This window comes from Pedobacter agri (genome assembly GCF_032678665.1).
GTDB lineage: Bacteria > Bacteroidota > Bacteroidia > Sphingobacteriales > Sphingobacteriaceae > Pedobacter > Pedobacter agri_A.
On record NZ_JAVTSH010000011.1, the window covers coordinates 24,514 to 41,457 of the forward strand.

17 protein-coding genes are annotated in these 16,944 nt (G+C 39.2%); 16 read left to right on the plus strand and 1 reads right to left on the minus strand.

The genetic code is table 11. The features are described from left to right. Nucleotides 1–230 precede the first annotated feature (230 nt). The 16 genes from R2Q70_RS19695 to R2Q70_RS19770 all read left to right on the plus strand — a co-directional run bounded on the left by R2Q70_RS19695 (nt 231) and on the right by R2Q70_RS19770 (nt 16,479). A complete protein-coding gene (locus R2Q70_RS19695) occupies nt 231–464 on the plus strand; it encodes a hypothetical protein (protein WP_316809260.1) in 234 nt (77 codons plus the stop codon). 304 nt (nt 465–768) lie between these two features. Next, nucleotides 769–1,131: a response regulator transcription factor gene (locus R2Q70_RS19700; RefSeq protein ID WP_316809261.1), complete on the plus strand. Its 363-nt coding sequence runs from the start codon at nt 769–771 to the stop codon at nt 1,129–1,131. A gap of 502 nt (nt 1,132–1,633) precedes the next feature. After that, nucleotides 1,634–3,415 carry a hypothetical protein gene (locus R2Q70_RS19705; RefSeq protein WP_316809262.1) on the plus strand — a complete coding sequence of 594 codons (1,782 nt, stop codon included), beginning with the start codon at nt 1,634–1,636 and terminating at the stop codon, nt 3,413–3,415. Between the two features lie 55 nt (nt 3,416–3,470). After that, nucleotides 3,471–4,661: a PAS domain-containing sensor histidine kinase gene (locus R2Q70_RS19710; protein WP_316809263.1), complete on the plus strand. Its 1,191-nt coding sequence runs from the start codon at nt 3,471–3,473 to the stop codon at nt 4,659–4,661. Nucleotides 4,662–4,677: 16 nt separating this feature from the next. Continuing rightward, nucleotides 4,678–5,709 carry a response regulator gene (locus R2Q70_RS19715; protein WP_316809264.1) on the plus strand — a complete coding sequence of 344 codons (1,032 nt, stop codon included), beginning with the start codon at nt 4,678–4,680 and terminating at the stop codon, nt 5,707–5,709. Nucleotides 5,710–5,814: 105 nt separating this feature from the next. Beyond that, nucleotides 5,815–6,243: a lactate dehydrogenase gene (locus R2Q70_RS19720; protein ID WP_316809265.1), complete on the plus strand. Its 429-nt coding sequence runs from the start codon at nt 5,815–5,817 to the stop codon at nt 6,241–6,243. Beyond that, nucleotides 6,240–7,586: an oxygen-independent coproporphyrinogen III oxidase gene (hemN, locus tag R2Q70_RS19725; protein WP_316809266.1), complete on the plus strand. Its 1,347-nt coding sequence runs from the start codon at nt 6,240–6,242 to the stop codon at nt 7,584–7,586. The genes R2Q70_RS19720 and hemN overlap by 4 nt, the downstream gene beginning before the upstream one ends. 11 nt (nt 7,587–7,597) lie before the next feature. Continuing rightward, the gene (locus R2Q70_RS19730) at nt 7,598–9,985 is read left to right on the plus strand and encodes a heavy metal translocating P-type ATPase (protein WP_316809267.1); all 2,388 of its coding nucleotides are present in this window, start codon (nt 7,598–7,600) and stop codon (nt 9,983–9,985) included. Between the two features lie 40 nt (nt 9,986–10,025). After that, nucleotides 10,026–10,205: a cbb3-type cytochrome oxidase assembly protein CcoS gene (ccoS, locus tag R2Q70_RS19735; protein ID WP_316809268.1), complete on the plus strand. Its 180-nt coding sequence runs from the start codon at nt 10,026–10,028 to the stop codon at nt 10,203–10,205. Nucleotides 10,206–10,275: 70 nt separating this feature from the next. After that, nucleotides 10,276–12,417: a cytochrome-c oxidase, cbb3-type subunit I gene (ccoN, locus tag R2Q70_RS19740; protein WP_316809269.1), complete on the plus strand. Its 2,142-nt coding sequence runs from the start codon at nt 10,276–10,278 to the stop codon at nt 12,415–12,417. A 5-nt stretch (nt 12,418–12,422) separates the two neighbouring features. Beyond that, on the plus strand, nt 12,423–12,605 hold the full coding sequence (locus R2Q70_RS19745; protein WP_316809270.1) for a hypothetical protein: 183 nt from the start codon (nt 12,423–12,425) through the stop codon (nt 12,603–12,605). Continuing rightward, entirely contained in the window at nt 12,592–13,557 is a 966-nt protein-coding gene (locus R2Q70_RS19750) for a cbb3-type cytochrome c oxidase N-terminal domain-containing protein (RefSeq protein WP_316809271.1), read from the plus strand. The genes R2Q70_RS19745 and R2Q70_RS19750 overlap by 14 nt, the downstream gene beginning before the upstream one ends. Next, nucleotides 13,541–14,899: a cytochrome c oxidase accessory protein CcoG gene (gene ccoG / locus R2Q70_RS19755; RefSeq protein WP_316809272.1), complete on the plus strand. Its 1,359-nt coding sequence runs from the start codon at nt 13,541–13,543 to the stop codon at nt 14,897–14,899. The genes R2Q70_RS19750 and ccoG overlap by 17 nt, the downstream gene beginning before the upstream one ends. A gap of 58 nt (nt 14,900–14,957) precedes the next feature. After that, a complete protein-coding gene (locus R2Q70_RS19760; RefSeq protein ID WP_316809273.1) occupies nt 14,958–15,386 on the plus strand; it encodes a FixH family protein in 429 nt (142 codons plus the stop codon). After that, the gene (locus tag R2Q70_RS19765) at nt 15,335–16,084 is read left to right on the plus strand and encodes a sulfite exporter TauE/SafE family protein (RefSeq protein ID WP_316809274.1); all 750 of its coding nucleotides are present in this window, start codon (nt 15,335–15,337) and stop codon (nt 16,082–16,084) included. Before R2Q70_RS19760 ends, R2Q70_RS19765 begins: the two co-directional genes overlap by 52 nt. 206 nt (nt 16,085–16,290) lie before the next feature. Continuing rightward, nucleotides 16,291–16,479 carry a cold shock domain-containing protein gene (locus R2Q70_RS19770; protein WP_316809275.1) on the plus strand — a complete coding sequence of 63 codons (189 nt, stop codon included), beginning with the start codon at nt 16,291–16,293 and terminating at the stop codon, nt 16,477–16,479. 62 nt (nt 16,480–16,541) lie between these two features. Here R2Q70_RS19770 and R2Q70_RS21930 read toward each other — a convergent pair whose 3' ends face one another. Next, nucleotides 16,542–16,769 carry a LuxR C-terminal-related transcriptional regulator gene (locus tag R2Q70_RS21930; protein ID WP_410478392.1) on the minus strand — a complete coding sequence of 76 codons (228 nt, stop codon included), beginning with the start codon at nt 16,767–16,769 and terminating at the stop codon, nt 16,542–16,544. Nucleotides 16,770–16,944 lie beyond the last annotated feature (175 nt).

Here is a 16,944-nt window from a genome sequence, read left to right on the forward strand (position 1 = left end):
CAACCGGTCTGATTACAGATTTCCATTTTAATTCAGCGCTATTTTTTTGCAGGTGATGGGATGTTTTAATCCCATCTATGACGTTTACTCCTCCCTCGGATGCGGTGAGCTGCGGTTATGAATCTTTAGACGCCCGACGAGCACCTCGCTAGTTAAAATTTTTAAATTATTGGTTTTTATGTTATCTTTATCTGGTCCCGCTAATTAATGTATCACTAAATTAATTTCTCATGAGGACAGGAGTCATAGTTTCCTATAACAGTGTGATTAGATGTGGCGTCATTAAAGATGGCAATAAACAAAAAATCAGGTTTTATAACGATCATCCAGAGGTGATGTTCAAGGTACTCGATGTGGTGAGGTTTTCCATTGGTTTTGTTGACAATGCGCTGAAAGCTATTAATATAGTTCCTGTAGTTGACAAAAGTGGGTCAAAGGTTTCGCTGGCAATGTTAGTCAACTAATGATAACATTGAAAAGACAGCTTATAAATAATGTCTTTTGAATGCATATTAAAATTAACCCGATAAGTATTGATAATGTGGCTCATAACTGGACACTTTCGGTTTTCCTGAATAGATCGGCGACTCCTGGAAATGCTTATTGCCTTCTCAAGTAAGTTCTTTGAACAGCCTTGTTTGCATTGATGAACATCCTAATTAATAAATGTACATGGTCAGTATCATATTTTCTCCTGATCGTCTAAATCCAGTAATGGGATATTGAACTTTCAGGGGATTTTTTATAATTTAGAATACTCAAAACGTGATGATGGCTAAAATATTAGTACTCGAGAATGATCCGGGAAATGCAAACGTGATTCATCTAGAATTAACAGACCAAGCTCACGATGTGAAGACGATAATAGATGCATCCCTTTTAGAAAAAACAATTGATCAGTTCCATCCGGAACTAATCGTTATGGATATTTTGCTTAATCATTGTGATGGAAGAATCCTTTGTGCGGGCTTAAAGAGGTCTGTTAAAACCGCACATATTCCTATACTGCTCATTACTGCGATGCTCGAATCCCAGATATATGCCCTTCCGATCCTTGCAGATAAGGTTATGTTAAAACCTTTTGATTATGAGTTGCTTGCGGACAACGTAAACAGCCTTCTGTCGATATAATCATTGCCAGGCATTATAGGTCACATACAAATTCATCCATTCAATATTCGCTTGCCAGTCCTCTAACAATTCTTTTTCCAAATGCTTTTTTTTAAAAAGTCATTGAAAAATGCATGTGCATACCCACTACTTGCTGTTTTAGTTCGCTGTTTTCATTAGAAAAAAATCGATGGTAAAATGCCATCAGTCTTGAGAAAGCACTATACCAGTTTCTTTATTGGAGACAAATATGTGAACCTTGATAAAATATAAAATTGTCGCATAATTAGTCGCAGGTCAAACTTAAAAGCATAAGATTTCTGATAAGTCCAAGATGACTTAAATCGCTGGAAACAGGTAGCACTACCCCCGTGGCTATCTATTGTCTTGATTTGACACTTGAGTAAAAAACCTTTACAATTTTCAGTCTGTATAAAAATGATTCTTATCATTTTTTAAAGTAAATCAGATCTTAACAGCTTTAGTGTTGCTTCAGTAGGTTTGAGCAATCAAAAAATAACTGATGTCACACACTTTTCATATCCCTGTTCTTGGCTTAGGCTACTCCATAGACACGCCATTAAAAGTAGCCCGCTATGGTATTTCGTCCACATTGTCTATTGTTGATGATGATTTAATTGAACGGATGAGGGCATACCATATGGCCCAAAGTGGCCAGCAATATTTTCCAATACCCAAAACAGAAGCTGACTACAGATCAAAACGAATAACTGCTTATCTAAATTTTTTAAATCAAGAAATTAATGATCAATTTGATAGGTTAAAACAGTCCAGTTTTACTCCTGGGAGTGAAATTTGTAAATACTTTGAGCTTTTGCCTGAATCATCATCGCTGAAACACGGTTATGAATTAATGATGGACTATCCGGAAGGTGAAAGCAAACGTATTTTCCAGAATGTGTTGAGGAAAGCGATGAAAATCGGTGCTGCCGATGTTAATATTATGGCAAAGGTTGATAAACTGAATTTTGTTAACGGCTCTTATACGGGCGATGAAAATTCTGATGCAATGGCTGCTTTTAGAGGTTTCGCGAACAGCTCTCTAAATTCCTCTGTTATTCTCTCAGCCGGAATGAATCCCAGGTTATATAGCTACATTGAACATTTTGATGAATTTTTGCCAGATGATCATGCACGCTTTAGAAAGAAGATTATTTTAAAGGTGAGTGATTTTAGATCAGCATCTATACAAGCTAAATTTCTGGCGAAAAAAGGTGTTTGGGTTTCCGAGTTTAGAATTGAATCCGGCTTAAATTGTGGCGGCCATGCTTTTGCTACGGAGGGATATTTACTGGGTCCGATTTTGGAAGAGTTTAAAAATAAAAAAATACAGTTGCTAGATGAATTGTTTACCACTTATCAACGTGTACTGTTGCAGCGGGGAATCGATCTCAATCAAAAACCCGCTCAGAAAATTAGCGTGCAGGGCGGAATTGGTACAGCGAAAGAACAAGTTTTTCTTTTAAAGCATTATCAGCTGAGCACAACAGGGTGGGGTAGTCCTTTCCTGCTTGTACCCGAAGTGACTAACGTAGATCAACGGACTTTAGATCGCTTAGCTGCGGCTAAAGAAGAAGATTTTTACCTCAGTAATTCTTCGCCTCTTGATGTACGCTTTAATAGCTTCAAAAATTCAACTGCAGACTTTCAAAGAATGAAGCGAATTGAAAAAGGTAGGCCTGGCAGTGCTTGTACAAAAAAATATCTATGCAACAATACTGAATTTACCATAGAGCCGATTTGTACAGCTTCCAGGCAATATCAGCATCTCAAAATTAAACAGCTCAAGTCTGCGGCATTAACAATAGCTGAATATGAGGCAGAATTTGATAAGGTGACAGAAAAAGTATGTCTTTGTGAGGGTTTGTGCGCTTCGGCATACCTTAAATATGAAATGATTCAACCTAAGGAGAGTGAAGCAGTTTCAATTTGTCCGGGACCGAATTTAGCCTATTTTAATAATTTCTATGCCCTTCATGATATGGTAGGCCATATATATGGCAAGGTAAACCTTCTTGGTGATAATCATCGGCCACATGTTTTTATCAATGAGTTGAATTTATATATTAATTACCTGCAGTCAGAAATTAAAGATCAGCTTTTCAGCTTAACTGATAAAAAAAGAAAGCAACTTGCCAATTTTAAAATGCAGCTAAATGAAGGCATTGAATATTATAAAAATCTTTTCAAACAGGTGCCTGATTCAACATTCCCGAACATTAAAGAATGCTTTAATTTACTGGAAACATCTCGATTCAAACTTAATCAACTGATGATAATTTAATAAGCGCAAGCTAAATTTCTATATTTACCTCCAATATACAAACGAGTGAAATTACATGGACAGATCAAAATTTTTGGATGCGATAATTGAAAATGCCATCGATGGAATCATTACGATAGATGATCGTGGAATCATTGAGCACCTCAATCCGGCGGCATTGGAACTTTTTGGTTTTTCAAGAGAGGAATTAGTCGGTAGAAACGTCTCGGTTTTAATGCCTCAGCCAGATAAAGCCAGGCACGATGGGTATATTCAAAATTACCATAATACTGGTCAGAAACATATTATTGGCATCGGAAGAGAAGTCCACGGCCAGAGAAAAGACGGTTCTGTCTTTCCATTCCGCTTGGGGGTGAGCGAAGTCAAATTCAGTGATCGTAAAATTTACACCGGTTTTATTCACGACCTGAGTAAGGAGAAAGCCAACGAAGAGCAAATAAAAAGCTATACGGAAAAATTAGAAGTTAAGATCAAAGAGCGCACTCAAGATCTGGTCAAGCTGGTGTCAGAACTGGAGACGGCCAAAGAAAATATGAGGGCTCTATTTCAGAAAGAAAAAGAACTCAATCAGTTAAAAACAAGGTTTGTTTCGATGGCATCACATGAATTTAGGACGCCATTAAGCACCATGCAGCTGTCAGCTTCGCTGATTGATAAATACACCGAAAAGCAGGATAGAGCAAATGTTGAAAAGCACACCTCGAAAATTAAAAATTCCATTAACAACCTCACGACAATTTTAAACGATTTTTTATCGCTGGAAAAGTTGGAGGCAGGTAAAGTTGAAGCTGCAGCCAATTGGTTTAATATCATAAGCTTTGCTGAAGAAATTACAGAAGAAATGCAAATGATGACCAAGCAGAATCAGCACATCATTTATGAGCATTCGGGGGTTACAGCGAGTGTCTTTCTTGATTCTAACTTGCTCAGGAATTGCGTCATCAATTTAATTTCCAATGCGGTGAAATACTCTGGTGCGGACACATTAATTCAGTTTAATTCTCGTTTAATGAATGGGAAATTAATACTCGAGGTTAAAGATAATGGGATTGGTATTCCCCAAGTGGACCAACAAAACTTGTTCGAACCCTTTTTTAGAGCACACAATACGGGTGATATTCCAGGTACAGGTCTGGGACTCAATATTGTCAGTCGCTACGTGGGGTTAATGGGCGGCACCGTAAGTTGCATCAGCGAGCAAAACAAAGGCACCGTCTTTACATTATGCTTCAACCAGACGATTTAAATATTTTATTATCATAATGAATAGAAAAGTACTCATCATAGAGGATAATGACGATATCCGCGAAGGTACAGCAGAGGTACTGGAGCTGGCAGGTTATCACCCCATCACTGCAAAACACGGAAAAGTTGGGGTGGAGATGGCATTACTTCATCAACCCGATATTATTTTATGTGATATTATGATGCCGGAATTAGATGGTTACGGGGTACTCTATCTGTTAGGAAAAAATATAAAAACAGCTCATATTCCGTTCATTTTTATTACTGCTAAATCTGAAAGGGCCGATATGAGAAAGGGTATGGAAATGGGTGCTGACGATTATCTCACCAAACCTTTTGATGATATTGAGTTATTTAAAGCGATTGAAAGCCGGTTTAAGAAAAAACAACAATCAGGTAATTTTACTCCTGAAACAGGGAATAATCAAGTAATTATAGATGAATTCATAAAAAAGGGAAAATCCAGGTCAATAGCTGGTAAACAGGTTATTTACGTAGAGGAGGATGAACCAAGCCATATTTATTATGTTGTAAAAGGTCAGATCAAAACCTATAAACGTTTTAAAGATGGAAGAGAACTCTCTTCGGCGCTTTATAACGATGGAGATTTCTTTGGTTATGAAGCCCTTTGTAATGGGGAGTTTTATGCCGACAATGCCGCAACATTGATTGATTCTGAAATCGTTCAAATCCATAAGTCAGATTTTATGGAATATTTACTCAGTCATCAGGCCATATCAAAATTGTTTATTTCTTTGTTATCCGGGAGTGTGCGTGATAAAGGTAAACAGATGCTACAACTGGCTTATTCATCAGTCAGAAAACGAGTTGCCAATGCGTTGGTACAGGTGGCGGATAAGTTTGAGAAAAATGCCAGTGACAGTTGTACCATCAAGATATCCAGAGATGACTTAGCCGCTTTGGTAGGAACGGCCAGTGAAACCGTAAGCAGGATGCTGGCTGACTTTAAAGATGAAAAATTGATTGACAAAACAGGTAATGCCATCAATATTTTATCGATAGAAAAACTTAGAAATATCAAACACTAATAATTCCTGCTGGGAGAAAAATATAACCATAATCATTTTTTATTCTAAGCGTCCTCACGCGTAGGCAACCCGTTCCACTATAGTTTTGTATGCATAAAATAATGTATGAAAGCTATAGTATATAATATCAAATCCGACGAAAAAGAGTGGTTGGTGCTAGCCAACTACAAGAAGCATGATATCACCATTATTGCCAACAGTTTAACCGCTGATACGCTTGCTTTTGCAAATGGAAAGGAAGCATTACTGGTATTTAACAATGATGCCCTCACTGCCGAAATGATTGCTAAGCTGAGATTGCTTGGTCTGAAATATATCGCTACTGCTTCCTTTGAAACTGATCATCTGGATCTGGAAGCTGCTGGCATTGCCGGAATGAAAATTGCAAATGTTCCCTGGAGTGAAAAATCTCAAACGCCTCGAATGCGGATGGAGCAGGTAATTAAAAACCTCGATCAATGGTCCTCCGGTAAATGTGTAGGCAAGGCCTGCTGCTGTCAAAATAATTGTGGTGTAGCTAAAGCTTTGAAATGATGGAAGCTTCACTCATTCAAAAATATAATGTTTCAGCTCCACGCTACACCAGTTACCCAACCGTACCCTATTGGGACCAGGATAGCTTTTCCGTAGCAAAATGGACTAAGGTAATCTCAGAAACTTTCATTTCCCATGCTGACGAAGGCATAAGCCTTTATATCCATTTGCCTTATTGTGAAAGTTTGTGCACTTATTGTGGCTGCAATACGAGGATTACCAAAAATCATAGGGTTGAAGGACCATACATCACGGCTTTACTGAAAGAGTGGGCAATGTATTGTGATATTTTGGGCTCAAAACCTAAAATTAAAGAACTCCACTTAGGCGGCGGTACACCAACATTCTTCAGTGCGGCAAATTTAGCCTGGCTGATAGAGGGGATTTTAAAAAATGCACGTGTTGCTAAAGATGCCCAACTTTCTTTCGAGGCACATCCGGCAAATACAACAACCGACCATTTAAAGACGCTTTATAATCTTGGATTTAAAAGGCTGAGCCTGGGTATTCAGGATTTTGATCCAAAGGTACAGGTAATGATAAACCGCTTTCAAACACCCGAACAGGTCTCCAGGGTAGCCAATCATGCCCGTTTGTTGGGTTACAATTCCATCAATTTCGATTTGATTTATGGATTGCCTGGTCAAAATGTAGAAGGTTTAGCAGAGACCATTAACAAGGTGATCCAGTTAAAACCTGACCGCATTGCGTTTTATAGTTATGCCCACGTACCGTGGCTGAAACCTGGTCAACGCCATTTCACTGAAAAGGATTTGCCTGTCGGCGATGAAAAGTTTGCGTTGTATCAAAAAGGTAGGGAAATGCTAATTGATGGTGGTTTTCATGATGTGGGAATGGATCATTTTGCGTTAAAAAACGATTCCCTGTATCAGGCAAGTCAGGCAAAATCGCTACACAGAAATTTTATGGGCTATACCGATCAGCATACGCATTTGCTCATTGGCCTGGGAGTTTCATCCATCAGTGATGGCTGGAATGGCTTTGCGCAAAACCCCCGCACAGTGGACGCTTACCTGAGCAGGATTTCCGAAAGAATGATCCCGGTAGAGAAAGGTCATATCCTTACCTGTGAGGATTTGGAAAACAGGAAACATATTCTGGGGATCATGTGCAGAGAGAAAACATACTTCAAAAATGGAATTCCTGAACACATCAGTGATAGATTATGGCCGCTATCGGAAGATGGATTAATTGTTTTTGACAAAAATACCATTCAGTTGACTCACCTGGGAAAATCATATATCAGGAATGTTTGTATGGTTTTCGATGAACGGTTATGGACAAAACAGGTCGAAAACCAATTATTCAGTTCATCAATTTAATTATTTAAACAATGCATGATCAAAAGAATCCAACCGCAGAAAAATTATGTTTTCATTGTGGCGAAAATTTGCCGAAGCTGAGTTTCAATTTTGACGAGCGCAAATTCTGCTGTGCCGGTTGCCGTGGGGTTTATAAAATTTTGGCAGAAAACAACCTTTGCAATTATTACCAATACAACAATACCCCCGGGCAGCACTCTAAAGCTGAAGGCCATCTTGAGTACCTCGATGAACCTAATATCATCACGCAACTTTTAGATTATAAACATGAAACTTCGAGTATTGTGACCTTTTACATTCCGGCTATTCACTGCAGTTCTTGCATTTGGTTACTGGAACATCTTTATAAAATCAACCCAGCAATATTTAACTCAAGAATTGATTTTCTTAAAAAACAAGTTACCATCAGTTTTAACCATGAGGAAATTTCGTTAAGAAAACTTGTTGAAATCCTGAATGAAATTGGCTACGCACCATTAATCAGCTTGCAGGATGTTGTAAAGGCGCATAGTGGTTCGGTTGACAAAGCTTTGGTATTGAAAATTGCGGTTGCCGGCTTTTTAATGGGAAACGTGATGCTTTTTAGTTTTCCTGAATATTTCGGGCTTTCAGGTTTAGAAAAGCATTTTCAATATCTGTTCGGCTGGCTCAATCTTGCTTTTTCCATTCCTGCCACATTTTATTGCGGTCGGGATTATTTCGTTTCGGCCATCACCAGTTTAAAACACAAACACATCAACCTCGATACACCCCTGGCGTTAATTATCACGGTGTTATTTTTCAGAACAGCATTTGAGATCATTTTAAATACCGGGCCTGGTTTCGCTGATACCCTGACAGGTTTGGTGTTTTTACTTTTGGTGGGAAAATGGTTAAAACAACGTACTTATCATCATATTTCTTTCGATCGTGATTATCGCTCGTACTTTCCAATTGCCGTGACCACCCTGGAAAACGGAAAGGAAAAGCCGGTGCCTATTAATGAGATTAAAACCGGCGATCGTTTGTGGATCAGAAATGGGGAACTCGTTCCGGCTGATGCCATTTTGATGAAGGGTGATGCCTGGATGGATATGAGTTTTGTAACTGGTGAGTCTGAACCTATCCACAAAGTCCTGGGGGAGATTATTTATGCCGGTGGCCGTCAAACCACAGCGGCCATTGAACTTGAAGTCATCAAGCCGGTATCACAAAGTTATCTGACTGGTTTGTGGAACAATGATATTTACAAGGATCCCGTTGAAAGGGAAACTTTTAACGATAGCGTCGCAAGATACTTCAGCATTACTGTTTTTGTGATTGCTTTTGCCGCAACAGCATACTGGCTTTTTAGAGGCGATAGCCATAAAGCCTGGTCGGCACTTACCGCGGTAATCATTGTGGCTTGCCCGTGTGTTTTAGCATTAAGTACGCCGTTTACCTTATCAGCGATTTTATCCGCTTTCGATAGAAAAGGATTTTATGTAAAAAATACGGATGCAGTTGAAGCTTTAGCCGGTTGTAATACCATTGTTTTCGACAAAACCGGAACGTTAACAAGCACTGAGCATGCGCGTATTAGCTGCAGCGGACTTTTAAAGGACGAGGAAAAAGTGCTCATTGCCTCGCTTCTTCGTAATTCTGTTCATCCCTTAAGCAGGCAGATCATCCAAGACTTAAACGTTGATGAATTTCATGAACTCGAAGGTTACCGTGAAGTGTTGGGTAAAGGATTAACCGCAAGGGTCAATGGCCACAGTGTTTACGCCGGACATCTTTCCCTTTTGCCATTTACGGTAGAAAGTCCTGGTAAATCGGGGGTCCACATTGTAATTGACCATGTGTATAAAGGATATTTTGATGTAGCGTTACAATGGCGTGCAGGTTTAAGCCAGCTCATGGCAAAACTCTCTAAATATGAGCTGCGAATTTTATCAGGGGATACCGACAGAGATTTATGGATGTTAAATACCATCTTTCCGGACTCAACAGAGATCAGCTTCCGTCAAAGTCCTCACGATAAGCTAAACACCATTCTCGGACTGCAACAGGGCGGTCAAAAAGTTTTGATGATCGGTGATGGGTTGAACGATGCAGGCGCTTTAAAACAAAGCAACTTCGGCATTGCCCTGACGGACAACATCAATAACTTCACCCCGGGTTGCGATGCCATTTTGAAAGGCAATGCGTTACATTATTTACCAAATTTTATTCAACTCAGTAAAGATGGATTGAAGGTGGTTAAAATGAGTTTTGCAATTGCCACGGCTTATAATTTTGTGGGGATTTACTTTGCCGTTCAGGGAACGTTGTATCCACTGATTGCAGCAATCTTAATGCCCATCAGCACCATAACGATAATCTGTTTTACCACTTCTGCGACCCGGTTTTTTGCCAGAAAAAGAGGTTTAACCAATTAACGAATTCACCACCATCCAACCAGCCAAAACCTCTAACATCATGAATATTCTGTATTTTTTAGTGGGCTCAAGTGTGCTGATGGCACTGATTTTCCTAGGTGCCTTTTTTTGGGCATACAAAACAGGACAAAACGACGATGTGCATACTCCTGGTTACAGAATCCTTTTTGATGATGAAACACAGGATGAAAAAAGTGAAGAAGATCACTTTTTGAACTAAGCACCATCATGCTCCGGAAAATACCGGCACGATACCTTTGAGCTACAAAACAAAAAAAACTTTTCCTTCTATGCAGTTAGAAAAATTTACTTACGATAACAAGATTGTCCGCAACTTCGGAATTGCCACACTTGTGTGGGGAATTGTTGGGATGACCGTTGGCCTGCTGGTAGCCATGCAGTTGTTTAAACCCGCCATGAATATGGGTAGCCAGTACACCACATTCGGAAGAATCAGGCCATTACACACCAATGCGGTAATTTTCGCATTTGTAGGCAATGCAATTTTCATGGGCGTTTATTACTCGCTTCAGCGTTTATTAAAAGCCAGAATGTTTAGCGATGTGCTGAGCAAAATCCATTTCTGGGGTTGGCAATTGATTATCGTTGCAGCCGCCATCACTTTGCCACTGGGTTTTACAACCTCGCATGAATATGCCGAGCTGGAATGGCCAATTGATATCGCCATCACTGTAATTTGGATAGTTTTTGGTATCAATATGTTCGGCACGATCATCAAAAGAAGGGAACGCCATTTGTACGTGGCCATCTGGTTTTACATCGCCACATTTGTAACGATTGCAGTCCTGCACATTGTTAATTCTTTCGAATTACCCATCACTTTCCTTAAAAGTTATTATGTATATGCTGGCGTTCAGGATGCATTGGTTCAATGGTGGTATGGCCATAATGCCGTTGCCTTTTTCCTGACCACTCCATATTTGGGCATGATGTATTACTATCTGCCGAAGATGGCGAATCGTCCGGTATATTCTTATAAGTTGAGTATTCTACACTTTTGGTCGCTTATATTCATTTACATCTGGGCGGGTCCGCATCATTTGCTGTACACGTCCTTGCCAGGTTGGGCACAATCGCTGGGAGTCGCATTTTCCATCATGCTTATTGCTCCAAGCTGGGGCGGAATGATTAACGGCTTGCTGACACTGCGAGGTGCCTGGGATAAGGTTCGTGATGATGTAACGCTAAAATTTATGGTGGTAGCGCTTACTGCTTATGGAATGGCTACTTTCGAGGGCCCAATGTTATCGCTGAAACAAATTAATGGAATAGCACACTTTACTGACTGGATTGTGGCGCACGTCCATGTCGGCGCTTTGGGCTGGAATGGTTTTTTAACCTTTGGCGTGTTGTACTGGTTAATTCCACGAATATATAAAACTGAACTGTACTCTAAAAAGCTGGCCGGTTTTCATTTCTGGATTGGAACATTGGGAATACTTTTTTATGCAATTCCAATGTATTGGGCAGGTTTTACCCAGGGATTAATGTGGAGAGAGTTTACACCTGAGGGATTGTTGAAATATCCAAACTTTCTGGCGACCACCCTGCAGATTATTCCAATGCATGTGCTGCGTTCAATCGGAGGTGCGCTGTATTTAGCTGGGGTAATCGCCATGACTTATAATTTAGCCAAAACCATGTTAGCCGCTAAACTGGTGGCGAACGAACCGGCAGAAGCGATGTCGCTGTCAAAGGAGATTGTTGATCATTCTGCTGCAGATAAAGCCTGGCACAGGGTGTTGGAGCGTAAACCTCTGAAGTTTATGGTATTTTCTCTTATCATCATTTTAATTGGCGGAATGGTGGAGATGATGCCGACTTTTACCATCAAATCCAATGTGCCAACCATCACAAGTGTAAAACCATATTCAGCTTTAGAACTGCAGGGAAGGGATTTATATATCCGGGAAGGTTGTGTAAACTGCCATACACAAACGGTCAGGCCTTTCCGGTCAGAAACAGAACGCTACGGAGAATACAGCAAAGCCGGAGAATATGTTTATGATCATCCGTTTTTGTGGGGTAGTAAACGTACTGGGCCAGATTTGCATCGTTTGGGGGGCAAGTATTCTCATGCCTGGCATTACAATCATTTGGTTGATCCCGCTTCCATGTCGCCGGGAAGTATCATGCCTCCTTACGCGTGGCTTGTAGCCCAAAAACTTGACGTATCCACAACACCAGCTAAAATCAGGGCAATGCAGACTTTGGGTGTTCCTTATCCGGATGGTTATGACAAAAGGGCCATCGAAGACTTGAAAATTCAGGCATCTGGTATTGCTGCAGAACTTAAGCAGAACAATATCAGGGTTAACAGTGATAAAGAGATTATAGCCATTATTGCCTACCTGCAGCGTTTAGGGACCGATATTAAAGCTAATAAAAACATTATTCCATCTAATCAATAAGCAATATGTTCAGCCAAATTAAAAACCTGGATGGGGGCGAGATTTACCTCATCAGTTCACTACTGATGTTTATGGTTTTTTTTCTAATCGTCGGAATTTACCTACTAAAGCTCAGTAAAAAACACATTGAAATCATGCGTGAAATGCCCATTCGAGAAAATAAAACTGAGGGATATGAAGAAAATTAAATTAACCACAATCAGCACTTTGTTTGGTTCTGCAGTCTTTGCTGCGGATGAAAAAATAGTTGCTGTTGGTTCGTCCGCACCTGGCCTGGGCTTAAGCCAGTCAGATTTACTGATCGTTATTTCATTAGTATTTGCATTCGTCTTGCTTTTTGTATCTGTTACCTTGCTCAACGCTTTTAAAGTAATGTATTGGGAACAGTTGAATCCACGTCCATATTCACCGCCCGAGAAAGCACCGGTTCTGGACTATGATTCATGGCTAAAGCAAAAGAAAAACAAACCGTCGGTTTGGGAAAAAATGTTGGGCTTAAAACCTGTTTCACAGGAAAAGGACCTGGAAATAGATCATGCCTACGACGGGATCAAGGAACTTAATAATCCTGTTCCTGCCTGGTTTAACATTTTGTTTTTTGGCACCATGGTTTTTGCCATTTGCTATCTGTTCTATTACCATATTGGTGGTTACGGTGATTTGCAGGATCAGGAATATGCAAATGAAATACTAAAAGCACAGGAAGAGAAAGCTGCATTCCTGGAAAAATCATCCAATACAATCGATGAAAACTCGGTAAAATTTGACAATACGCAAACGGTTTTGGAAGAAGGTAAGGGCATTTTTAATACCAATTGCGTGGTTTGTCATGGAGATAGAGGACAGGGAATTATTGGTCCCAATTTAACTGATGAATTTTGGCTTCATGGTGGTGGGATCAACAATATCTTCAAGACCATAAAATATGGTGTTCCGGATAAAGGGATGATCAGCTGGGAAAAAATGCTCAGTCCCAAGCAGATCAGTGCTGTTTCCAATTATATTATGTCTTTAAAAGACAGCAAGCCTGCCGGGGCAAAGGCGCCGCAAGGTGACAAATATGAAGAGAAGAGTCCTCAGGATAATGAAATGAAAAGTGTTGGAGATAGTTTGAGCGCTTCAGATGCAACAAAAAATTAAAATAAAAGCAAAGGAATCTTTATACCCTAAAAAACCGTCGGGTAAATTATATACCCGGCGGAAATGGTTAAGCTATGCGTTACTGGTATTATTATTCGCTTGCCCTTTTGTGAAGTTCAATGGAGATCAGTTGGTCTTACTCAATTTTTTAGAACGCAAATTTGTATTCTTTGGATTGATATTTACTCCTCATGATTTCTATTTGTTTGCAGTGGCAATGCTTGTTTTTGCCATATTTATACTTTGTTTTACAGTTGTTTTGGGCAGGCTATGGTGCGGTTGGGCCTGCCCTCAAACTATTTTTATGGAGATGGTTTTCCGAAGGATAGAATACTGGATTGAGGGTGATGCCAATAAACAAAAGAGATTAGATGCCCAGGATTGGGACGCGGAAAAGTTTTTAAAAAAAGGTATCAAGCATGTAATGTTTTTAATGATTTCCTTTTCGATTGCCAATACTTTTTTAGCTTATATGATCAGTTCTGAAGTGTTATTTACAATTATTACGGAACCTATAAGGCAACACATCTCTGGATTCATTTCTATCTGTTTATTTACGATAATATTCTACTCGGTTTTTGCGCACTTTAGAGAGGTTGTTTGTACCGTAATCTGTCCATATGGTAGATTACAAGGTGTGCTTCTTGATAACCAAAGCCTGGTTGTTGCCTATGATCTCTTAAGGGGAGAGCCAAAAGGTAGTTTGCGTAAAGAAAGTTTTGGCACGCATAAAGGCGATTGTATAGACTGCAGGCTCTGTGTTCAGGTGTGTCCGACAGGTATTGACATTCGAAACGGTACGCAAGCTGAATGTATAAATTGTACCGCCTGTATCGATGCCTGCGACGCAGTGATGCTTAAAATTAACAAACCGTCACGGCTGATCGGGTTCTATAACCAGGAGTTTTTGCAAGATCGTAAAGCCTATCAAATCGGGTTTAAATCCTATGGCTATGCAGCTGTTTTATTTCTGGTGATAATTGTTTTTTCATCGCTAATTTATAAGAGAGAAGACATAGAGACAACGGTCTTAAGAGCTAGCGGAACGCTATTTCAAGAGCGAAAAAATCAGGAAACCAGCAATCTTTACAATGCACAACTGGTGAATAAAACAAATAGGGATATTAAATTTCAGTTAAAATCAAAAAATCTTAATGACAAAATTGAGTTTATCCAGGATGCCAGAATTTTGCCAAAGGAGGGGAGTACTCAGGTTACTTTTTTTCTAATCAGGAAAAATAAAACCATAAAAGAATATAAGTCGGAAGCTGTTTTTGAGGTTTTGGTAAATGGAAAAGTAGTTAGTGAGGCCAGTACCAGTTTTTTTGCGCAACCAGAGTAAAAAAAAGGATAGCTGGATTCCTGGTCCGGGTGGGGCGCTATAGTCAAAAAATGAGACAATGAATTGGGGAACAAAAATAGTTATGGGCATGATCACTTTTATGCTTTTTATTATCGCGATGGTTAGTTATATGTTTTACGTCCATGGTCGGGATGCATTAATTGAAGACGATTATTATGAGCAAGGAATGAATTATAATACTGAATTTAACGCGACCAGGAACATGTTAGATGCCAATGCCGTGCCTGAAATTGTTATTTCGCCCAGTCAGATCATCATAAAATTAAAGGATTCGGCCACTTACCATCTCAATTTAAAACGGGCATCAAATGATAAGGATGATAAAACGTTAAATGGTTCGACGGTTGGGCCGTCAAATCTAATTCTGATTGAACGCATCGATTTCCCAAGTGGTTTGTGGTTTTTGAAACTTCAATGGAGCGTGAAAGGAAAAGACTTCCTATTCAGGAAAAATCTCTCACTATGATGAATATTCTCCCGCTGGCTTTTTTAATGGGACTTTTTGGTAGCCTGCATTGCGCGGTAATGTGCGGGCCGATTATGCTTGGTATGCCATTTCAGAAAAAGAGTTTTCTGGAATCATCACTACAACTTTTACTTTATCAGTTCGGACGTGTTTTGATTTATATGATCTTAGGTTTTGGGGTTGGTGTATTGGGGAGTAGTATCAAGGTATTCAGCAATCAGAAAATACTGAGTTTAATTGTTGGATTGATAATATTAATATTTAGCGCTTTGCGTTTCAGCAAGCTGTGTCAATCCCGATTCTCTAAAATCCAGAATATGTTGCTCATTCCTGTCAGCAGGTTAATGTCTGCTGTTTTTACACTAAAGATCTGGGGTTTATATGCTGGGATGTTAAATGGGCTCATCCCCTGCGGAATGGTTTATTTAGCTTTGGCAACAGCATTAAATACAGGGGATGTAATTTCGGGAGGAACATTTATGTTTCTTTTTGGTTTAGGGACAACACCACTGATGATGATGGTTTCTATGGGTGGAATTTATCTTAAAAAATACATCCGCTTCAATTCCCAACAATTAATTCCATGGTTCATGTTGGTCCTGGGGATTCTATTTGTGCTACGCGCTGCTGATCTTGGCATACCGTTTATCTCCCCAAAAACGACTGGGTCTTTTGAACATGCATCTTCATGCAAATAGCTTGTCTGGAAACGTTGAAACTATAAAGATTACTTTAGTATTGGAATCGATGCTATACTTCTCAATTCATAAAAAAGTTTCAATTTTCTGGACTTAATCAATAAACATCGCAAAAAATGGCTAGTTCTATGAAATGATGGAAATATTTCAGTTTTTTTTATAGACTTTTTTTAAAAAAAAATATTTAGTTTTAAATAAAAAACACAATGGCATCAGGTACAGTAAAATTTTTTAATGAAACCAAAGGTTTCGGATTTATTAAAACGGAAAGCGGTGAGGAAGTATTCGTTCACGCATCAGCTTTAAAGAACGAACTGCGTGAAGGTGATGAAGTGACATTTGATATTGAGCAAGGTAAAAGAGGGGCAAATGCTGTAAATGTTAAGTTGGTTTAGATCACATCCAAACAAATACAATATCATCTTTATAGAATGCAGATAGTTGATTCTATCTGCATTTATACCAGAATACCGTTTCTAAAACAATGTGTTATCAAAGCTGCGGTATTTTTGGTTCTGGTGACTCTCAATAAATCTGCCCTTATCCCTTCAACAGTTCGGCAACTTATAAAAAGCTTATTTCCAATTTCTGAATTTGTTAATCCCTCAGAAACTAACTGTAAAACATCGAATTGTTTTTTTGTCAGTGGAGAAAATTTTTCTGAATTTACTTTTAACACACCCATATATTTACTGAACAAAAGTTATTGTGAATTGTTGTAGTTTAAACAGATTGATTCTTTGATTTTTGCTGGACAGGTTTTCAGATTAATAAATGCGTATTCTGAAATTTCCTTTTTCGTTTTTGTACTTGACATAGGTTGTCCTGAGACAGGTTCTGATTGAAAGGGAAATTAGTTA